The organism is Ancylothrix sp. D3o (assembly GCF_025370775.1).
In the GTDB taxonomy this organism is placed as follows: Bacteria; Cyanobacteriota; Cyanobacteriia; order Cyanobacteriales; family Oscillatoriaceae; genus Ancylothrix.
On sequence record NZ_JAMXEX010000003.1, the window covers coordinates 237244 to 254092 of the forward strand.

The 16849-nt window shown below is 44.1% G+C and carries 18 protein-coding genes; 8 read left to right on the forward strand and 10 right to left on the reverse strand.

Annotation, left to right across the window (positions count from 1 at the left end):
- Window positions 1-148: 148 nt before the first annotated feature.
- The 3 genes from NG798_RS08395 to mreD all read left to right on the forward strand — a co-directional run bounded on the left by NG798_RS08395 (window position 149) and on the right by mreD (window position 2748).
- Complete coding sequence (locus NG798_RS08395; protein ID WP_261221884.1) at window positions 149-1156, forward strand: rod shape-determining protein; 1008 nt, start codon at window positions 149-151, stop codon at window positions 1154-1156.
- 106 nt (window positions 1157-1262) lie between these two features.
- Complete coding sequence (gene mreC, locus NG798_RS08400) at window positions 1263-2180, forward strand: rod shape-determining protein MreC (RefSeq protein ID WP_317619566.1); 918 nt, start codon at window positions 1263-1265, stop codon at window positions 2178-2180.
- Window positions 2170-2748 (forward strand): rod shape-determining protein MreD, encoded by a 579-nt coding sequence (gene mreD / locus NG798_RS08405; RefSeq protein ID WP_261221886.1) that lies wholly within the window; start codon window positions 2170-2172, stop codon window positions 2746-2748. The genes mreC and mreD overlap by 11 nt, the downstream gene beginning before the upstream one ends.
- Window positions 2749-2904: 156 nt before the next feature.
- Here the strand turns inward: mreD and NG798_RS08410 are convergent, their stop codons facing one another.
- From NG798_RS08410 to NG798_RS08420, 3 genes are all read right to left on the reverse strand, one after another.
- A complete protein-coding gene (locus tag NG798_RS08410; RefSeq protein ID WP_317619567.1) occupies window positions 2905-3690 on the reverse strand; it encodes an HAD family hydrolase in 786 nt (261 codons plus the stop codon).
- Between the two features lie 148 nt (window positions 3691-3838).
- Window positions 3839-4297 carry a D-aminoacyl-tRNA deacylase gene (gene dtd, locus NG798_RS08415; protein WP_261221888.1) on the reverse strand — a complete coding sequence of 153 codons (459 nt, stop codon included), beginning with the start codon at window positions 4295-4297 and terminating at the stop codon, window positions 3839-3841.
- Between the two features lie 82 nt (window positions 4298-4379).
- Window positions 4380-5459 (reverse strand): GTP-binding protein, encoded by a 1080-nt coding sequence (locus NG798_RS08420; protein ID WP_261221889.1) that lies wholly within the window; start codon window positions 5457-5459, stop codon window positions 4380-4382.
- Window positions 5460-5589: 130 nt separating this feature from the next.
- Here NG798_RS08420 and cysS point away from each other — a divergent pair, with 130 nt between their 5' ends.
- From cysS to NG798_RS08435, 3 genes are all read left to right on the forward strand, one after another.
- On the forward strand, window positions 5590-7059 hold the full coding sequence (gene cysS / locus NG798_RS08425) for a cysteine--tRNA ligase (protein WP_261222173.1): 1470 nt from the start codon (window positions 5590-5592) through the stop codon (window positions 7057-7059).
- A gap of 52 nt (window positions 7060-7111) precedes the next feature.
- Window positions 7112-7768, forward strand: coding sequence for a glutathione S-transferase family protein (locus NG798_RS08430; RefSeq protein WP_261221891.1), 657 nt, complete (start codon window positions 7112-7114; stop codon window positions 7766-7768).
- Between the two features lie 152 nt (window positions 7769-7920).
- Window positions 7921-9027 carry an AI-2E family transporter gene (locus NG798_RS08435; RefSeq protein WP_261221892.1) on the forward strand — a complete coding sequence of 369 codons (1107 nt, stop codon included), beginning with the start codon at window positions 7921-7923 and terminating at the stop codon, window positions 9025-9027.
- Here the strand turns inward: NG798_RS08435 and NG798_RS08440 are convergent.
- The 6 genes from NG798_RS08440 to NG798_RS08465 all read right to left on the reverse strand — a co-directional run bounded on the left by NG798_RS08440 (window position 9017) and on the right by NG798_RS08465 (window position 13547).
- Entirely contained in the window at window positions 9017-9364 is a 348-nt protein-coding gene (locus tag NG798_RS08440; protein WP_261221894.1) for a DNA-binding protein, read from the reverse strand. The two genes, NG798_RS08435 and NG798_RS08440, sit on opposite strands and share 11 nt — an antisense overlap.
- A complete protein-coding gene (locus tag NG798_RS08445; RefSeq protein WP_261222175.1) occupies window positions 9357-9695 on the reverse strand; it encodes a type II toxin-antitoxin system RelE/ParE family toxin in 339 nt (112 codons plus the stop codon). Before NG798_RS08445 ends, NG798_RS08440 begins: the two co-directional genes overlap by 8 nt.
- A gap of 45 nt (window positions 9696-9740) precedes the next feature.
- Window positions 9741-10094 (reverse strand): DNA-binding protein, encoded by a 354-nt coding sequence (locus tag NG798_RS08450; protein WP_261221896.1) that lies wholly within the window; start codon window positions 10092-10094, stop codon window positions 9741-9743.
- 4 nt (window positions 10095-10098) lie between these two features.
- Window positions 10099-10425 (reverse strand): type II toxin-antitoxin system RelE/ParE family toxin, encoded by a 327-nt coding sequence (locus tag NG798_RS08455; protein WP_261222177.1) that lies wholly within the window; start codon window positions 10423-10425, stop codon window positions 10099-10101.
- Window positions 10426-10429: 4 nt separating this feature from the next.
- On the reverse strand, window positions 10430-11488 hold the full coding sequence (locus tag NG798_RS08460; protein ID WP_261221898.1) for an aromatic ring-hydroxylating dioxygenase subunit alpha: 1059 nt from the start codon (window positions 11486-11488) through the stop codon (window positions 10430-10432).
- A gap of 100 nt (window positions 11489-11588) precedes the next feature.
- Window positions 11589-13547, reverse strand: coding sequence for an FAD-dependent oxidoreductase (locus tag NG798_RS08465; RefSeq protein WP_261221899.1), 1959 nt, complete (start codon window positions 13545-13547; stop codon window positions 11589-11591).
- Between NG798_RS08465 and NG798_RS08470 the strand changes: the two genes are divergently transcribed.
- A complete protein-coding gene (locus NG798_RS08470) occupies window positions 13546-14346 on the forward strand; it encodes an ABC transporter permease (RefSeq protein ID WP_261221901.1) in 801 nt (266 codons plus the stop codon). The two genes, NG798_RS08465 and NG798_RS08470, sit on opposite strands and share 2 nt — an antisense overlap.
- Before the next feature lie 115 nt (window positions 14347-14461).
- Window positions 14462-15391, forward strand: coding sequence for an ABC transporter ATP-binding protein (locus NG798_RS08475; RefSeq protein WP_261221902.1), 930 nt, complete (start codon window positions 14462-14464; stop codon window positions 15389-15391).
- Here NG798_RS08475 and NG798_RS08480 read toward each other — a convergent pair.
- Window positions 15328-16812, reverse strand: coding sequence for a response regulator (locus tag NG798_RS08480; RefSeq protein WP_261221903.1), 1485 nt, complete (start codon window positions 16810-16812; stop codon window positions 15328-15330). The two genes, NG798_RS08475 and NG798_RS08480, sit on opposite strands and share 64 nt — an antisense overlap.
- Window positions 16813-16849 lie beyond the last annotated feature (37 nt).

Genomic DNA, 16849 nt, shown 5'->3' on the forward strand with positions numbered 1-16849 from the left:
AAAAAAAATAGCGGCCCAGACTAGACTCAGGGGAAAAAACGTAATAAAATCCAGCACGGCTACATCAGTAGTTACACAAAAAAAGCATTTGATTTTGGGGGCGTAGAAACTTGTGGGTCTTTTCAATCGGTTATCTTTATCGCGGGACATGGGTATAGACCTAGGTACAGCAAACACCCTAGTGTATGTATCTGGTAAAGGAATTGTCCTGCAAGAGCCCTCGGTGGTGGCTATTGACCAAAACCTAAAAGTACCGTTAGCCGTCGGAGAAGACGCTAGAAAAATGCTGGGCCGCACCCCCGGAAACGTGGTTGCCCTGCGCCCCCTACGCGATGGCGTCATCGCCGACTTTGACACAGCAGAATTAATGCTGAAGCACTTTATCCGTCGTGTGCATGAAGGCAAAACCCTTGTATCACCCAGGATCGTGATCGGTATTCCGTCAGGGGTGACGGGTGTGGAAAGGCGAGCGGTAATGGAAGCAGCTTCTCAAGCAGGGGCAAGAGATGTTTATTTAATTGATGAGCCGGTAGCAGCGGCCATTGGTGCAGGATTGCCGGTGGCTGAACCAACGGGCAACATGATTATTGATATCGGTGGTGGAACTACAGAAGTGGCAGTTTTGAGCCTCCAAGGAACCGTACTCAGCGAATCCGTGCGGGTGGCGGGCGATGAACTCACCGAAGCCATCACCCAGTATATGAAAAAGGTTCATAACCTAGTGATTGGAGAGCGAACCGCAGAAGAAATTAAAATTAAGCTCGGTTCAGCCTACCCGACAGTCGAAGATGATGATGCCATTATGGATGTGCGCGGTTTGCACCTTTTGTCAGGTTTACCGCGAACGGTGACTATCAAAGGGCCGGAGATCCGCGATAGTATGGCAGAGCCTTTATGGGTGATTGTCGAAGCCGTGAAACGAACGCTGGAACGCACGCCGCCAGAATTGGCTTCCGATATCATTGACCGAGGGATTATGTTGGCTGGGGGTGGCGCTTTGTTGAAAGGCTTGGATACCCTCATTAGTCACGAAACCGGCATTGTTACTCATGTGGCTGCTGATCCGCTTTCCTGTGTTGTGTTGGGAACAGGCCGTGTGCTTGAGAATTTCAAACAACTAGAGCGGGTGTTTAGCGGTCGTTCTCGCAATATGTAGTCGGTAGGGTTTAGGGTTTAGGGTTCATGGCAGCAATTACTTTGATGCTGTGAACAATGAACGCTAAACGGCGAATAATTTGATAGTGAACCACAACAAAAGTTAAATGTATTCATTGCGTCGCTGGTGGGATAGGCACGGGTTGCAAGTGGGGTTGGTGGCTGTCGCTATTGCTGGAGCTTGGGGAGTGCAGCAAACTCAAGGAGCGGTTATTTTTGAGATTTTCCGCACGCTCACCCTTCCTTTCCAGTCAAGTCCCTCCGCAGAAGAACAAATTGAAAAAGCTCGAATGATGGCACAGTCTGAGCGCCTTGTGGAGCTAGAAAATCAAAACCAAAAGCTTAAAGAGCTTTTGGGTTATGTCTCTACTACCAAGGACAAAGGTGTTATTGCACCTCTGATTGGCCGGTCTGCTAACCACTGGTGGCAGCAAGTCACTCTGGGGCGCGGTAGTCGAGATGGTATTAAAGAAGGTGATATTGTCACCGGCGCCGGGGGGTTAGTTGGCAGGGTGGAAAGTGTTTCTCAAAACACTAGCCGTGTGCTTTTGATTAGCGATCCCAGTGCTCGTGTGGGGGTGACTATTAGCCGCAGCCGCAATATGGGCTTTATGCGCGGCCAAGGTGCTAACCGGGCAGTTATGGAGTTTTTTGATAAGGTTCCTGATGTTCGTCCGGGTGATGTTGTCTCGACTTCGCCGGTGAGTGAGTTATTCCCTGCGGGTATTCCTGTTGGGCGCGTTGAGTCGGTTAACCTGAGCAAAAGTCCGGCACCGGAAGCGATTATTGAGCTATCGGTGCCTATTAATGTTTTAGAGTGGGTGGAAGTTAAGCCGAGCAAAATTCTGCCGGATAAGGAATTTTCGGCTCCGCCTCCTGTTCAAGATACCCGTCCTGCCGATGAGCCAAAAATTTATCCTGATGGCTCCCGCCCCGCTGAAACCGAACAGCCGGCTGAACCTCAACCAAACAACAGCACAGATGCTTCTACTGAAACGCCGCCGCAACCGCAGGATGAACTATAGATCGGCAATTAGAAGGGATTCTTGGAGTCGGGTGACTCGCCTGCGCCCCCAAACCCGTCGGTTGCTGAATACGCTGGTAACGCTTGCTTCTCTCTTATTATGTTTGTTGATTTTGCCGACTCGCCTCCCTGGCATGACTTTGCTGGGGATTGGCCCTAATTGGCTGTTAATTTGGGTCGTTGCTTGGAGTGTCAAGCGCAGTTGGTTTCTGGGGGCTGCTGCGGGTATTGCTCTGGGGTTGATTCAAGATGGTATGACTTCCCCTATCCCTAGTCATGCGCTTAGTTTGGGTATAGTCGGGATTTTGACGGCTCGCTTGCAAAAGCAGCGCTTTATTCAGGAAGATTTTATCTCGGTGGCTTTGATTGTGTTTGGCATGAGTGTGATTGCTGAGTTGATCACGGCTATTCAGTTCAGTTTTCTGGGTGAGCGCTCTTTGATGGAAATTTGGCATGACCGGCAACTTCTTGCTCTTTCTAGTGCTATCCTCAGCAGTCTTTGGGCTCCGGTTGTTTATTTTCCTCTCAATGTTTGGTGGGGACGCATGAAGTTAATTGAGTCGTCTTGATTTTGGGAAAATTCAGCGCTTTTAGGTGAAAAAAACTACAAGTTAAGGTTTGTCAATATCACTGTGAAGTCTACTTTGTGTGAGAAACCCGGTTTGTTTTATAAACCGGGTTTTTTAACATTCAGGAATTATTGCTAAGGGGCTATATAAGTTTTTTCAGGCTGCAATTCGCTGCTTTTGGGCGATTAAAAAATGACTCGCAGAAAGCAAATCGCTCATAATGTGATTAGGATTATATTGTGTTAGATATGTGCGGCTGCGAAGTCCACAAGTTAAAGCTATTGTGGGGACTGCACAAGCTTGTCCTGCTAATATATCGGCTTCTGTATCGCCAATCATCCATGCTGAGTCTGTGGCGACATTTTCTTTGGCAATGGCGGCTTTTAGTAGTTCTTGTTTGATGTCTGCATAGTTGTGATAAGCACTGTCGTCGTCTTGGGTTCCCCAAATGCTACTAAATAACCGAAGTAATCCGTAGTTTTGTAAGATTTGCTGGGCTTGTGTTTGCCGGCGTAGGGTGACTAATACTATGCGGAATCCTTGGGAGTGCAGCAAACCTATCGCCCATTCTACTCCGGGTTGCAGCCGGTCTTTGTGCAGCAAGTCGGGCTGGTTGACAATTTCTTGCACTCGTGCTAGGAAGGCTTCTATTTGTGAGCCTCTTAATCCTGAACGCATGGCAATTTCTGCATCGGGGATGCGGTTTTGTTTCATGTACCAAAAGCAATCTTTAGGGAGCGCTGTAACGGGCAATTGTATGTTTTTGGCTTGATAGTTTTCCTGAGTGTCTGCAAGTGCTTGCCGGTAGGTGCTGTAATAGCGATCTGATACATCTACTATTGGCCCGTCAAAGTCGCAAAATACCGTCATTTTTTGGCGGCAAAAAGCGCTTTTGGTTTGGGTGCCGGTGTAGTTGGTCATTTCGGAATTAGCTTGACTCATCTTCGCCACAAAACTTTACCTATGTTTTTGCTTTGATACACTTTTTAACAATAGCAAAAAGTAGATAAGTTTTACTTCAGTTTTTTCGGGAAGTTATATAAAAAAAAGCTATGAGAAGGCGGCGGCATAGAAGAGCGATAAAGCGCTACTACTTAGTGGCTTCTTTTTCTAAAAGCAAGGTAACGGGGCCGTCATTTTCAATGCTGACTTGCATCATTGCACCAAAGATGCCGGTTTCTACTCGTAAATTACTTTGCCGCAATTTGGCTACAAATAAATCATACAGTTGCTCGGCTTGTTGGGGTGGTGCGGAACGGTCAAAGGAAGGCCGGCGTCCTTTGCGACAGTCGCCATAAAGTGTAAATTGGCTGACTACGAGTAATTCACCGGCAATATCTTGAATTGATTTTTCCCAACGACCGCTCCCTTCTTCGTTGGCGGGAAATAAACGCATTTCTAAACATTTGCGAACCATCCATTCAAGTTCGGCTTCGGTATCGGTGTCAGAAATTCCTACTAATAAATTTAAACCTCTGCCTATTTTGCCGACAATTTCACCGGCAACTGTGACTTGAGAAGATTTTACTCGCTGAACAATGATACGCATTATTTTTGTTGTCCTTTGTCTAAAGTCCGTAGTCATTAGTCTTTTGTCTTTACTGAAAGGACTAATGACTAATGACTAATGACTAATGACCAGAAAGGCAGTTTTCTAGTTGGGATAAAATTTGCTCGCGGTCGAGGTCTTGGCCAATAAAAACTAATTGGGTTTTGGGTTCGCCTTTCCATTCATCGCTATCAATTGAAAAGCGTTTGCCGCAGAGGTGGAAAATGTGCCGTTCTTCACTTTCATCAAACCAGAGAATTCCTTTAGCCCGAAACACATTTTCTGGCAATAAATTATCCAAAAAATGCTGAAATTTTCTAATAGAAAAAGGCTTACCTGTTTGGAAAGAAACAGATATAAAACCATCATTTTCTAAGTGGTTGGAGTGATGATGGTGATGGTCGTGGTCGTGGTCGTGGTCGTGGTGGTCGTGGGTGCAATGACCGTGATCGTGGTCGCAGTCTGAGTGGTCGTGGTGTTCGTGGTTGTGGGTTTCTGTTTGGAAATATTTATCTGATTCAAACAACCCAACACTTAAGATGAGAGGCAGAGAAATTTGGGAGTTTTTTGTTCGGATAATTCGCGCACCGGCTTTGATATCTCGAATTTTGCACTCTAGTAAATCGACATCTGCTTCATCAACTAAATCTATTTTGTTGAGCAGAATAATATCACCGTAGGCGATTTGACTGTAGGCGGCTTGGGAGTTAAATAAATCGAGGCTGTAGTTGGCAGAATCTACAACTGTGATAATCGAATCTAAGCGGGTCATATCGCGTAATTCGGTTCCCAAAAATGTGAGGGCAACTGGCAAGGGGTCAGCTAAGCCGGTTGTTTCAACTACGAGATAATCGATTTTATCTTCGCGGGATAAAACTTTGTAAACGGCATCGAGTAAATCGTTGTTGATGGTGCAACAAATGCAGCCGTTGCTGAGTTCTACCATGTTATCGGTGCTGGAAACGATTAACTCGTTATCGATGCCAATTTCGCCAAATTCGTTGACTAAAACAGCGGTTTTAAGTCCTTGTTGGTTGGTGAGAATATGGTTGAGGAGGGTGGTTTTACCGCTACCGAGAAAACCGGTAATGATTGTGACAGGTAGGCCAAAATTGGGGGTATCGAGGGCCGGTGTGTTGTTGGGATTGACGGCTGTTTGCATGGTAAGGAGGTAAAAATTTATCAAGAGAATGTTGGGTGCGTTCCCAGCTAAACTTAATTATGGCCGGTGTTATGGAAATGGCGTTATTGCCGGCGTTGCGAATTTTTGTAAATTTCACAGTTATTTTATTATGGCCCTGAGAGTTTATAACACCTTGACTCGTTGCGAAGAAACCTTTGAGACGCTTGAACCTGGCAAAGTGCGGATGTATTGCTGTGGGGTTACGGTGTATGATTTCTGCCATTTGGGCCATGCGAGGGCGTATATTGTGTGGGATACGGTGCGCCGGTATTTGCTGTGGCGGGGGTACGAGGTGCGCTATGTGCAGAATTTTACAGATATTGATGACAAAATTTTGAACCGCGCCCGACAGGAAGGTTCTTCGATGGAGGAAGTGGCGGAACGCTACACGCAAACTTATTTTGAGGATATGCGGCGGTTAAATATTTTGGAGGCGGATGAGTATCCAAAGGCGACGCATACGCTGGATGGAATTAAAAAGTTGATTCACGAATTGGAAAATAAGGGGTTTGCTTATCCGGCGGAGGGTGATGTTTATTATTCGGTGCGAAAGTTTGATGGATATGGAAAACTTTCGGGTCGAAAATTGGACGATATGCAGGCGGGTAAAAGTGGTCGGGTAGAGGTGGAAGATCCAGAGGCGGCTAAGAAGAAAGATCCGTTTGATTTTGCTTTGTGGAAGGCTGCGAAAGAGGGTGAGCCTTCGTGGGATTCTGCGTGGGGTAAGGGCCGGCCTGGGTGGCATATTGAATGTTCGGCGATGGTGCGGGATTGTTTGGGCGAGAGTATTGATATTCACTGCGGTGGGGGTGATTTGATGTTTCCTCACCATGAGAATGAAATTGCACAATCTGAGGCGGTTACGGGGAAGAATTTGGCGCGGTATTGGATGCACAATGGGATGGTAAATGTGGATGGGGAAAAGATGTCGAAGTCGTTGGGTAATTTTACGACGATTCGAGGTCTTTTGGATGGGGAAAATGCACCGGAACCGATGGCGGTGAGGATGTTTGTTTTGCAGGCGCATTATCGCAAGCCGGTTGATTTTACGGGGGAGGCGATGGTGGCGGCTCAAAATGGCTGGAATACGCTTAAGGAGGGGTTAGTTTTTGGTTTGGAATATGGGGATAAATTGGGTTTTTCTGAGGGGCAAACCGAGGGGAATTGCTCCAATAAAAATGAATATATCGAGCGGTTTGAAGAGGTGGTGGATAATGATTTTAATTTTACTGGTGGGTTGGCGGTGATTTTTGAATTGGCGAAGGAGTTGCAAAAGGAGGCGAATATTTTTGTGCATGAGGGGGCAATAAAAACGCCGGTTAATGAGTTGGAGGAAAAGTGGGAGACGTTGGTGGCGTTGGCGAAGGTTTTGGGGTTGGAGGCAAATTTTGAGGCAGAAAATCAGGCGGCGGCTGATGGTTTGACGGATGCGGAAATTGAGGCTTTAATTGAAAGGCGACAGGAGGCGCGGAAGGGGAAAAATTTTGCGGAATCTGATCGGATTCGTAATGAGTTGCAGGCGCAAGGGATTACGTTGATTGATGCGGCGGGGGGTGTGACTCGCTGGCGTAGAGGATAATTGTTAAGAAGGCCGGTTTTTTTGTGGGATTGAAAAATTAGGAGGTTTAGAAATGCTGAAACTTTATCATACTCCGCTTTCGTTTAATTCGCGCCGCGTTTGGATGGCGTTGCTGGAAAAAGAGCTTGAGTTTGAGTTAATTGAACTTAAGTTAGATGGAGATCAATTTAAGCCTGAGTTTGTGGAGTTAAATCCGTTTCACCATATCCCAGTTTTGGTGGATGGAGATTTTAGTGTGTTTGAATCTTTGGCGATTTTGGATTATTTGGAGGCGAAATATCCGCAACCGGCTTTACTACCAAGCGATCCCCAAGCTTTGGCAAAGGCGCGGATGGTGGAAATGGTGACGGTGAATGAGTTGGCGCCGGTTTTCATGCAATTGGTTCTTGAGGCACTTGGAATGGAAGAAAGTAATCCTGAGAAAGCGGCAAAGCAAAAGCCACAAATTAATAAAGTTTTGCAGTTTTTTGAAAAAAGTTTAGGCGATGATGTGTATTTTGGAGGCCAGTCAATAAATCGGGCGGATATAGTTGCGGGTACGATTGTTTATCCCTTACCAATGTTTGATTTTCCTCTCGATAATTATGCAAAATTGAGTGCTTGGTGTAACCGTTTAGAAGAACTTCCAAGCTGGAAAGAAACGGAGGTTAGTCCGGTAGAAGTGGCGAAATTGATTGCCGGTAGAAAAGCGATGATGCAGAAAACCTAAAACCGCCAAACTCTTCCCACAAAACACTTTAAGCATCCGTGTCTATCCGCGTTTATCTGCGGTTAATTTTTGAACGCAGATGAATACAGATAAACGCAAATCTGCTCACCGGCTTTTATAATGGTGGGCAGATCCCACCCCACATCAATATTATGAGTGAACAACGCATTACGGTTTCTGTGTCGAATCTGCTGGTGGTGTTACTCACCGGCCTGCTTTTGGTGTTGTTTTGGCAGTTGCGGAGTTTGCTGCTAACAGTGATGATTTCGGTGGTGTTGGCTGCGTCAATTGTGCCGGTGGTAAATTGGGCGGAAAAATACGGTTTTCCGCGTTGGATAGCGACTATTTTGGTGTATTTAAGTTTGATTGGTGGGTTTGTAGGGGTGGGGTTATTAATTGGCCCTACAGTTATCGATCAAATTGACCGTTTAATTCGCCAATTACCTCTTTATTTGGAGGCGTTGCGAGTGATTGCAGAAGGGTTAGCGATGCGTTTAAGTGATAATAGTCCTGATGTGGTGCGGCAGTTTTTTAATCCAGAGGCTTTGACGGGTTGGGTAATTCGTTCGTCTCAGCAAGTTTTGTTACGTTCTTATGGGATTACGCGGGGAATTTTGGGGGGGGTTGTAACTTTTATTTTATGTTTGTTTATTTCGGGTTATATGGTGTCGGATAGTCGGACTTTAATTAATAGTTTGATTCGGCTTTTTCCGAAACCTTGGGATGAGCGTTTAGAGGCGCAGGTGGGGCCGGTGGGGGAACGGATGGGAGCTTATTTACGCGGTCGAATTTTGGTTTCTGCTATCTTGGGTGGGTTGACGGCGGTGGGGTTGAGTGTTTTGGGGTTATCGGATTTTGCTTTGGGTTTGGGGGCTATTGCGGGGGTGACTAATTTAATTCCTTTTTTGGGGCCGGTTTTGGGGACTGTACCGGCTTTAGTTGTGGCAATTTCTCAGGGTGGTTGGTTGTTTTTTTGGGTGTTGATTTTGTTTGTGATTATTCAAAATTTAGAGACTTATGTTCTTGATCCGTTTTTGGTAGGTTCTTCTGTTGGTGTGCATCCTTTATTTCAGTTGCTTTCGGTGTTAGGCGGTGTGCAGGTGTTAGGAATTATTGGCGCGTTAATTGTGCCGCCTTGGTTTGCAGGTGTTTCGGCTTTAATAGAAAATTTATATTTAAAACCGAAGTTATTAGCAGAACGACGGGCTGCACGGGAGGCAAAGGATGAGAAAGTCAGAGGGGTTGAGCTTAGGAAATAACGGTTGCTTTGGCTTGATTTTCCACCGGCACTTCTTGCTCTTTAGCCACAGTTACGGTTAGTTTTAATCCCAATTTTTGCAGCCATTCGGCAAGGTTGTATATGACGTTGCTGCCGTTTTCGGATAAAATTTTGTCGAGTTTTTCGAGTTGCAATTTGGCTTCTTCGGGGGTCATATTTGGTTCCCCCAGCGCTTCAAATACATTTTTTAATGCAACTTCGAGTAATTCTGGTTCTGGGTCTTTTTCTTCAAAAATTACTGTTAGCAATCCAGCAGAACGTTCGGGATTCTTGAGATGTGAAATCAAAAAAGGATGGTAAGGTAAGCTGCTAGGCATTTTCTCGACTCCTGTAATCTTTCCAGTATTCCTTTGCTTGGCGGATATCTCGTGCTTGAGTGCTTTTATCTCCACCGATTAAAAGCAGCACAACTGTTAAGCCAATTTGTCCAAAGTATAGCCGATAACCAGGCCCATAATCTATCCTCAATTCGCACACTCCCTCCCCAACAGGCTGATAGTCTCCCAAATTGCCAAGACCAACTCTTATAAGCCTTTTGTTAATGTTATCTTGTGCATTGCTATCCCGCAGTGAATTAAACCAATCATCAAAAGGAATTCTTCCATCATCGGTTATGTAACGTCTGATTTCTCTGGGTTGTACCATAATTTTATTGTAGGTCGTCGCCTTTCATTTTATGGTAGAAACCGGCCCTCAAACCACAGAAACCTTTTCTACATTTTCCCCTGAAACTTCTTGCTTTTTAGCCACAGTTACGGTTAGTTTTAATCCCAATTTTTGCAGCCATTCTCCTAAATAATAAATAGTTTCAACACCGGAATCCGAAAGAATATCATTTAATTTCTGCCGGTGTAATGTCGCTTCTTCTGAGGTCATATTGTCTTCTCCCAACGCTTCAGCAACATGATCAAGAGCCAGTTTCATTAAGCTTGCATCTGGCTCTTCTCCTTCCTCTAACTCAAAGTGAGTTTCAAGGTAAAGAGCAGCAAAACTGGGCTCTTTAAGTTGAGCAATCAAAAACTCGTGGTAAGGTTTACTTTTTGGCATTTTGCTAACTCCTGTAATCTCTCCAGTATTCAATTGCTTTACGGATGTCTTGAGCTTGAGTGCTTTTATCACCTCCACACAAAAGCAGCACAATTGTTGATCCAACTTGACCAAAATAAACTCGGTATCCGGGGCCATAATCTATTCTAAGCTCACAAACACCTTCTCCCACAGCCCGATAATCTCCCAAATTTCCTTGACTAATGCGGTTAATTCTTTGAGTGATTTTAGTTTTAACTTTCGCATCCCGCAAGGAGTAATACCACTCATCGAAAGGCGTTCTGTCATCATAAGTAGTGTAACGTTCAATATTTTTCGGTTGTACCATAATCTTATCATACCCCTTTCTCAGCCTGCTTTCGCATCAACCGCTGCACGCTCACCAAAGCACGATTTAATTCATAATTTCGCCGTTCAGGATTGTTTAAATACGCCTCTTGTTCTTCCTCAATCATCACTACATCTTGCCGAACTAACCCATCGAGTAATTTTTGTGCGGAACCAAACAAACTATCCTTAATAAACTTGCGAAACCACACCGGCAATTTATGCAATCTCCAAAACGCATTTAAGGAAGTAAAATGAATCAAATAAGCACGAGTTTGAGTTTCACTCACCGGACAAAGCAAACAATAAATCTTAAAATCTTTCCCCAAAGTTGACATCCAATGCGGGTAAATATAACTCACGTCCAAAGCTTCGGGATGCAGTTTTCGCAAGGCGGGAAAAAATAGCTGGGAAATTGACCAAATTTTATCGATTTTATAATAACTTTGCGCCTGATAATGGGCGGCAACATGGTTATCATCTTCATCGATATCTTGTAAAACAGGATCGGCCCAAGCTTGCCAACTTTGATGTAAATGTCCGTGATACATATCCATCAAATTTTCTATTAAATACGAGTAATGTGCTTTGCAATTAATCACAGAAACGGTTGCAATATAGTTCAAGTGATCCCACTCTGGTACTGCCATTAATTGCACGGTGTTTGCTTTTTCTGCATCTCCGGCAAATAGCCAAATAAACCCATCTTGTTCTTTAACTGGATAGGAGCGAATTTTACAAGTGGGTAATTTTTGGTTTTGTTCTAAGTAGGGAACTTCGGCACATTCACCATTTGATTTGAATTTCCAGCCATGATAATCGCATTCTAAATAATTGCCAATAACTTGCCCGTGACTAAGTTTAACTTGGCGGTGGGGACAGCGATCTTCTAAGGCGTGGATGGTGCCGGTGCTATCTCGATATATGACGATGGGTTGATTCCATAAAACAACTGCAAATGGCTGATTTTTTACTTCGCTGCTGCGAGCAATTACATACCAGTGATTGAGGTTAATTGCGAGCCGGCGAATGTCAAGATTTTGGTTAATTGAGGTTGAGGTGAGCATGGGTTTTTTGATTGTTTTTAGGGGGTTTTAAACGGCAGTCTGTAGCAGGCAAGATGCCTGCTCCACAGATGAATAGGATTGGTTTATCTGCGTTGGGGGTTTAGATTTGTAAGACGCCTTGGGGATTGACGGTAAATAAGGTGCGGCGCTGTAAGCCTTCGCGGTGTAAAATTTCGTTGGCTGCGAGTAAGCCACTACTTACGGCTCTTTCCATTAATCCGCAGGGAAATGGCATTTTTACCCAATCACCGGCAAACATTAAGTTTCCTACGCCGGCATCGGTTTCTGGCCGGTCTGGATAACTTCCTGGTGGATAACCAGAAAAGTTTTTTTGATTGACTAATTCTCTGTGTAAAATTGTGGCATTTTTTAAGGCCGGCACTACATCATACAATTCTTCTTCAAAGGTTTTTAACAAGACTTCTTGGGTGGGAAAGTCTTTTTCTTTGTAGCAATAAGCGTGCAATTCTACCACACTGCCGCCGGTTTTTTTATTCCACTCAATAAACTGGGTTTGGATTTTGTGGTAAAGGGTAATGCTATCGGTGAGTTTATAGCCGGATAAGGAGGTAAACCAGCTTTGATCCCACTCAAAATCACGGTCAAACCAAAACCGGCCTACTGCAAAGGGATCGGCTATTGCCAGCTTTTCAATTTTTTGCTTTACCGGCTGATTTACATCGCCGATCATCCGCGTAAATAGATGTTGTACCCCCGGCACATCTGTGGCGATTACATAATAATCTGCCTGTAGGGTTTCTGCTGTTTTCTTATCGGCGGCGAGTTTGGAAGTTGAGTTAATTGCAACTAATTGGACGCGGTTTTCTTCTTTTTCTACCACATCAAAACAAGGCAAATCTCGCTCTGCCGGCCCTCTAACAACTTTGCCATTTTTATCAAAAACAGCCCCATGACAAGGACAGTGAAATTCTCCATTTTCTGCTTTTTTCACCGTACAGCCTTGGTGTGTGCAAGTCATAGAAATCGCTTCTTTTTTATCAGCCTTTACTGCATACACTCGATCTCCTGCACCGTAATATTCTAGCTTGTCGTCTGCTAACAACTCATTCCGCTTTACCCAAAACGGAACTTTATCACCTGCATTGCCGGTGTAATAGCTCAAAGACTCAATTTCGCCATTTTTCCAGACGACATTATCAACTGTTGCACCGGCAATAATTTTCCCGCCTTTCCTAACAATAGAATCGGCAATTGGCTGCACCAAAGAAGTGCCCATATCATCCCGCGTTCCATTAAACGCCAACCCCTCTGGATTGCCAAAAAAATAAAAGTGGAAAAACTGCATTAATTCTCCCGCACTCAACACATCCGGCGCATTAAGACTCGACTTTGCAAAGGGCAGAAAATACAAATCATAAAGCCCGCGAGGAAACTCCGAAGCCACCCATTCTGACACTGATAAATTATCTAGCCGGTCATAAGTTTTTTGGGGATGGAAGCCGGTTATCGCCCGAAAAACTTGCCAATGAGCCGGTTTTGTAAGATTAATTCCCCAGCGCAACGAATTCGGAGAAGAAATCGCTAAATCAACAATATTCCAAGGAAAAGCCGAATGACTAGGACGAAAGATTTCCGGCAAATACTCGTTATCTTTAAAGACAACCGAGTAAAACTTTAAATCCACAAAATTCTCTTCAATTGCTAAATCAGCAACAATAGTTTTTAAGTTGTAATATTGCGGAAAAAAGCCATGAAAACCATGCTCCATCCTAAATTTTTCTTCCCCAACTTCTATCGGCCAACTGGCAATTTTTCCTCCTAGTTGCGGCGATTTTTCTAACAGCGTCACTACAAAACCTCTTTGGCTGAGTTCGTATGCACAAGCCAGCCCAGCCAATCCAGCCCCAACCACCACAACACTTTTTGGTTGACTTACCGAACGAGGCAAATCTAAGGTATCCTGCTGATAAACCGCTGGTTCGGGCTTACTAAAACGCGAGTATCCTAACAAACCGGCAACACTCCCGACGCTCAAAAACTTTAACATTGTGCGGCGAGAAATTGGTTGCGAAACCGTATATTTTGATAATTCAGTCATGGACTTTTTAGCAAACTCCTCACTTCGGAAATATTGGCGCGAAACACTAGCGGTAGCGCAACGTATCCTAATAGAATTGTTGCGCCGGCGACGCAGCTTAATTTTTTGGGGGATATTTCCCGTTTCCGTATTGTTACTCAACGGTTTTATTTTGGCAGAACGTGCCCAACTGTCAATGGATAAAGCTTTTGAAAATGCCGCTCCCTCAACGTTGGTAGGCGCTGCCTTGTTTTTCAGTTGCCTGGGGGGCAGCGTGGCAACTGTAGTCGCAGAGCGCGAACAGCAAACGCTCAAACGCTTATTTATCTCGCCTCTCAGCGGCACTTCCTATTTTTTAGGGATTTTTTTGGCCCACAGTTTTATCGGCATTGGTCAAGCCCTCCTGATATACACAATTGCGTCTTTTTGGCAAGCCCAATTTCAGGGATCAATCCTGTTGGGCGTTTTGATTATTTTACTCAGTATAATTTCCTATGTCGGTGTTGGGTTTGTTCTTGGCACACAATTTGCTCGCCGCACTGAGGATGTTAATGCTTTGGTGGCGGCTTTTGGGGTTCCTTTGTTGATTTTGGGAGGGGCTTTTTTGCCTAGTTCTTTGTTTCCTGAAACGCTTTTACAAATTGCTCAATATAATCCTATTTTTCACATGAATGAGGCTCTTTTAGGGGTTTCTGCTAATGGGGATGGGGTTGAGGAAATTGGCGAGCATTTTTGGTTTTTGTGTGGGTTTTCTGTTTTGATGGTTGCTGGGGGGTGGTTTTCTTATCGGCGGATGTTGGAAAGTGAGAGGAGGCTTTGATAATTACGGTTGATTTTTAACCGCAGATAAACGCAGATTAACGCAGATTTAAGGCAGGCAAGATGCCTGCCCCACTGATGAATACAGATGGTTATTTGGTGTGAAAGGGGTATTTATGTTGAAGATTGATAGGCTTTGCAAGAATTATGGGAAGCGTCAAGTTTTACAGGGTTTGAGTTTGGATATTTTGCCTGGCGAAATTTATGGTTTGTTGGGGCCAAATGGGGCGGGAAAAACTACGACGATTAATATTCTTTGCAATTTGCTTTCGGCAGATAGTGGGGATATTTTGATTAATAATTTGCCGGTTTCTGAGGGGACAAAATCTCTCATCGGGGTTGCTCCGCAGGAAAATTTGCTTTATAAAACTCTTTCTTGTGAGGAAAATCTGAGTTTTTTTGCGAAAATTTACGGTTTAGATAAGTCACGCCGTCAAGAACAAATTAAGGCTTGTTTGGAGGCGGTTGGTTTGCTAGATCGTGCTAAAAGTCCGGTGGAAAGTCTTAGTGGGGGTATGCAGCGCCGGCTTAATATTGCGGTGGCTTTGGTACATCGTCCGAAATTGGTGATTTTTGATGAACCAACGACGGGGTTAGATATTGAGGCGAGGTATGAAATTTGGGAGTTAATTCGTAGTTTAAAATCTCAGGGAATTACGGTTTTGTTAACTACTCATTTGTTGGATGAAGCGGAACGTCTTTGTCAGCGAATTGGGTTTTTAAAAGGTGGTAAAATTGTGGCTGAGGGCAGTTTGGAAGAGTTGCGCTCTCGCATTCCTGCTAAAGAAATTGTTGTGGTGCAAACAACTGATGAGGAAGCGGTGATGCAGCGGGGTATTGAATGTGGTTTTACTGTGCGCCGGTATGGTAGTGATTTGGCTTTCTGGGTTCCTGAAGTTTTGGAATTAAAGGAGATTATTGATAAGTTTGAGGGCATTTCTTTAGATTCGATTTCTCGGATGCCGGTGCGTTTGGAACATATTTATGTGGAGGTAACGCAAAATTCGCTTTCTACATCTTCTTTATCCACCGGCAGTAATACTTGAAATGTTGTATTTCCTGGTACGCTTTCTACAGTTATCTTTCCTGAATGTTTGTCAATAATTTTTTTGACAATATTTAAGCCTAAACCACTCCCCTCCCCGGCAGATTTTGTGGTAAAAAATGGCTCAAAAATATTGGGGATAATTTCGGGGCTAATTCCTTTGCCGCTGTCTGTCAAAGTCACTTTTACCCAGCCTTTATTTTGAGCGACATCTATGGTTAATGTTCCTCGATATTCCATCGCTTGCAAAGCATTGTGAATTAAATTTGTCCACACCTGATTTAATTCATCAGGATAGCACCACACCGGCCCTAAATCTTCATAGTTACGAATTACTTCCACTCCTTGTTTTAACAAATTTTCATACAGCGTTAAAATGGTTTCAATTCCCTCAATGATATTCGCCTGCGTCATCACGCCTGACGCTTCGTAATGAGCATAACTTTTTAGAGCAAATACTACTTTTGCGGCTCGCTCTGTAGCCGTATTAATTCTTTGCGTTCCCCGGTATAATTCTGACAACTTGTAGGCGACATCAAGTAAATAATTTCCCTGGCTTTTTCTCAACATCGGCAACGCATCCTCAACGTCATCATAAATTCCCATATCCACTAAAGTATCCGCCACCATGTCTGCATCAGCCACTCCTTCTTCTTCTAAAAAGGAAATTAAGTTTTTCTTCAGCAAGCGCTTTTCTTTTGTTGTTAGGTTCGGTTTTGCTTGCAGAGATTTTTGCAATAGTCCCCAAAAATAATCGGCTTCTGTTTCGGACAAGTTTTGACACAGTTTCGGCAATTCGGCGAGGGTTTCTGACAAAAATTTAGCCAGATTTCCTGCCGTTGATTGAATCGCTGCTAAAGGCGTATTCAGTTCGTGCGCTATCCCGGCGATCAACTGTCCGAGGGCTGCCATTTTTTCCGATTGTATTAACTGTGACTGTGTAGCTTGTAACTCTTTTAAAGTAGTGTTTAATTCCTGATTTTTTTGCTCTAAGTTATCGTTTTTTTCTGCCAAAGTTTTTTGCAATGCTCTCATTGACAAGTGGGTTCGCACCCGCGCCAAAACCTCCTCTACTTCAAAGGGTTTTGCGATGTAGTCCACTCCCCCCACAGAAAAAGCTTTAACTTTATTAAACGCCTCCGTCAATGCACTGATAAAAATAACCGGTATCTCACAAGTTTGTTTGTCAGCTTTTAGTTGTTCACAAACTTGATAACCATCCATCCCCGGCATATTGATATCTAACAAAATTAAGTCTAAATTTACTCGCTTCGCTATCGAAAGAGCTTGAACTCCATCTCGTGCCGGTCGAACATCGTAGCCACGCTCTCCTAAAATTACCACTAAAAGCCGCAAATTTGCTGGTGTATCATCCACCACTAAAATAGTAGTTCTCGCTGCTTTTGTTGGCTGTTCATTCATATATTTAATATGGGAATTTGAGTTTAAGTATTTAAGA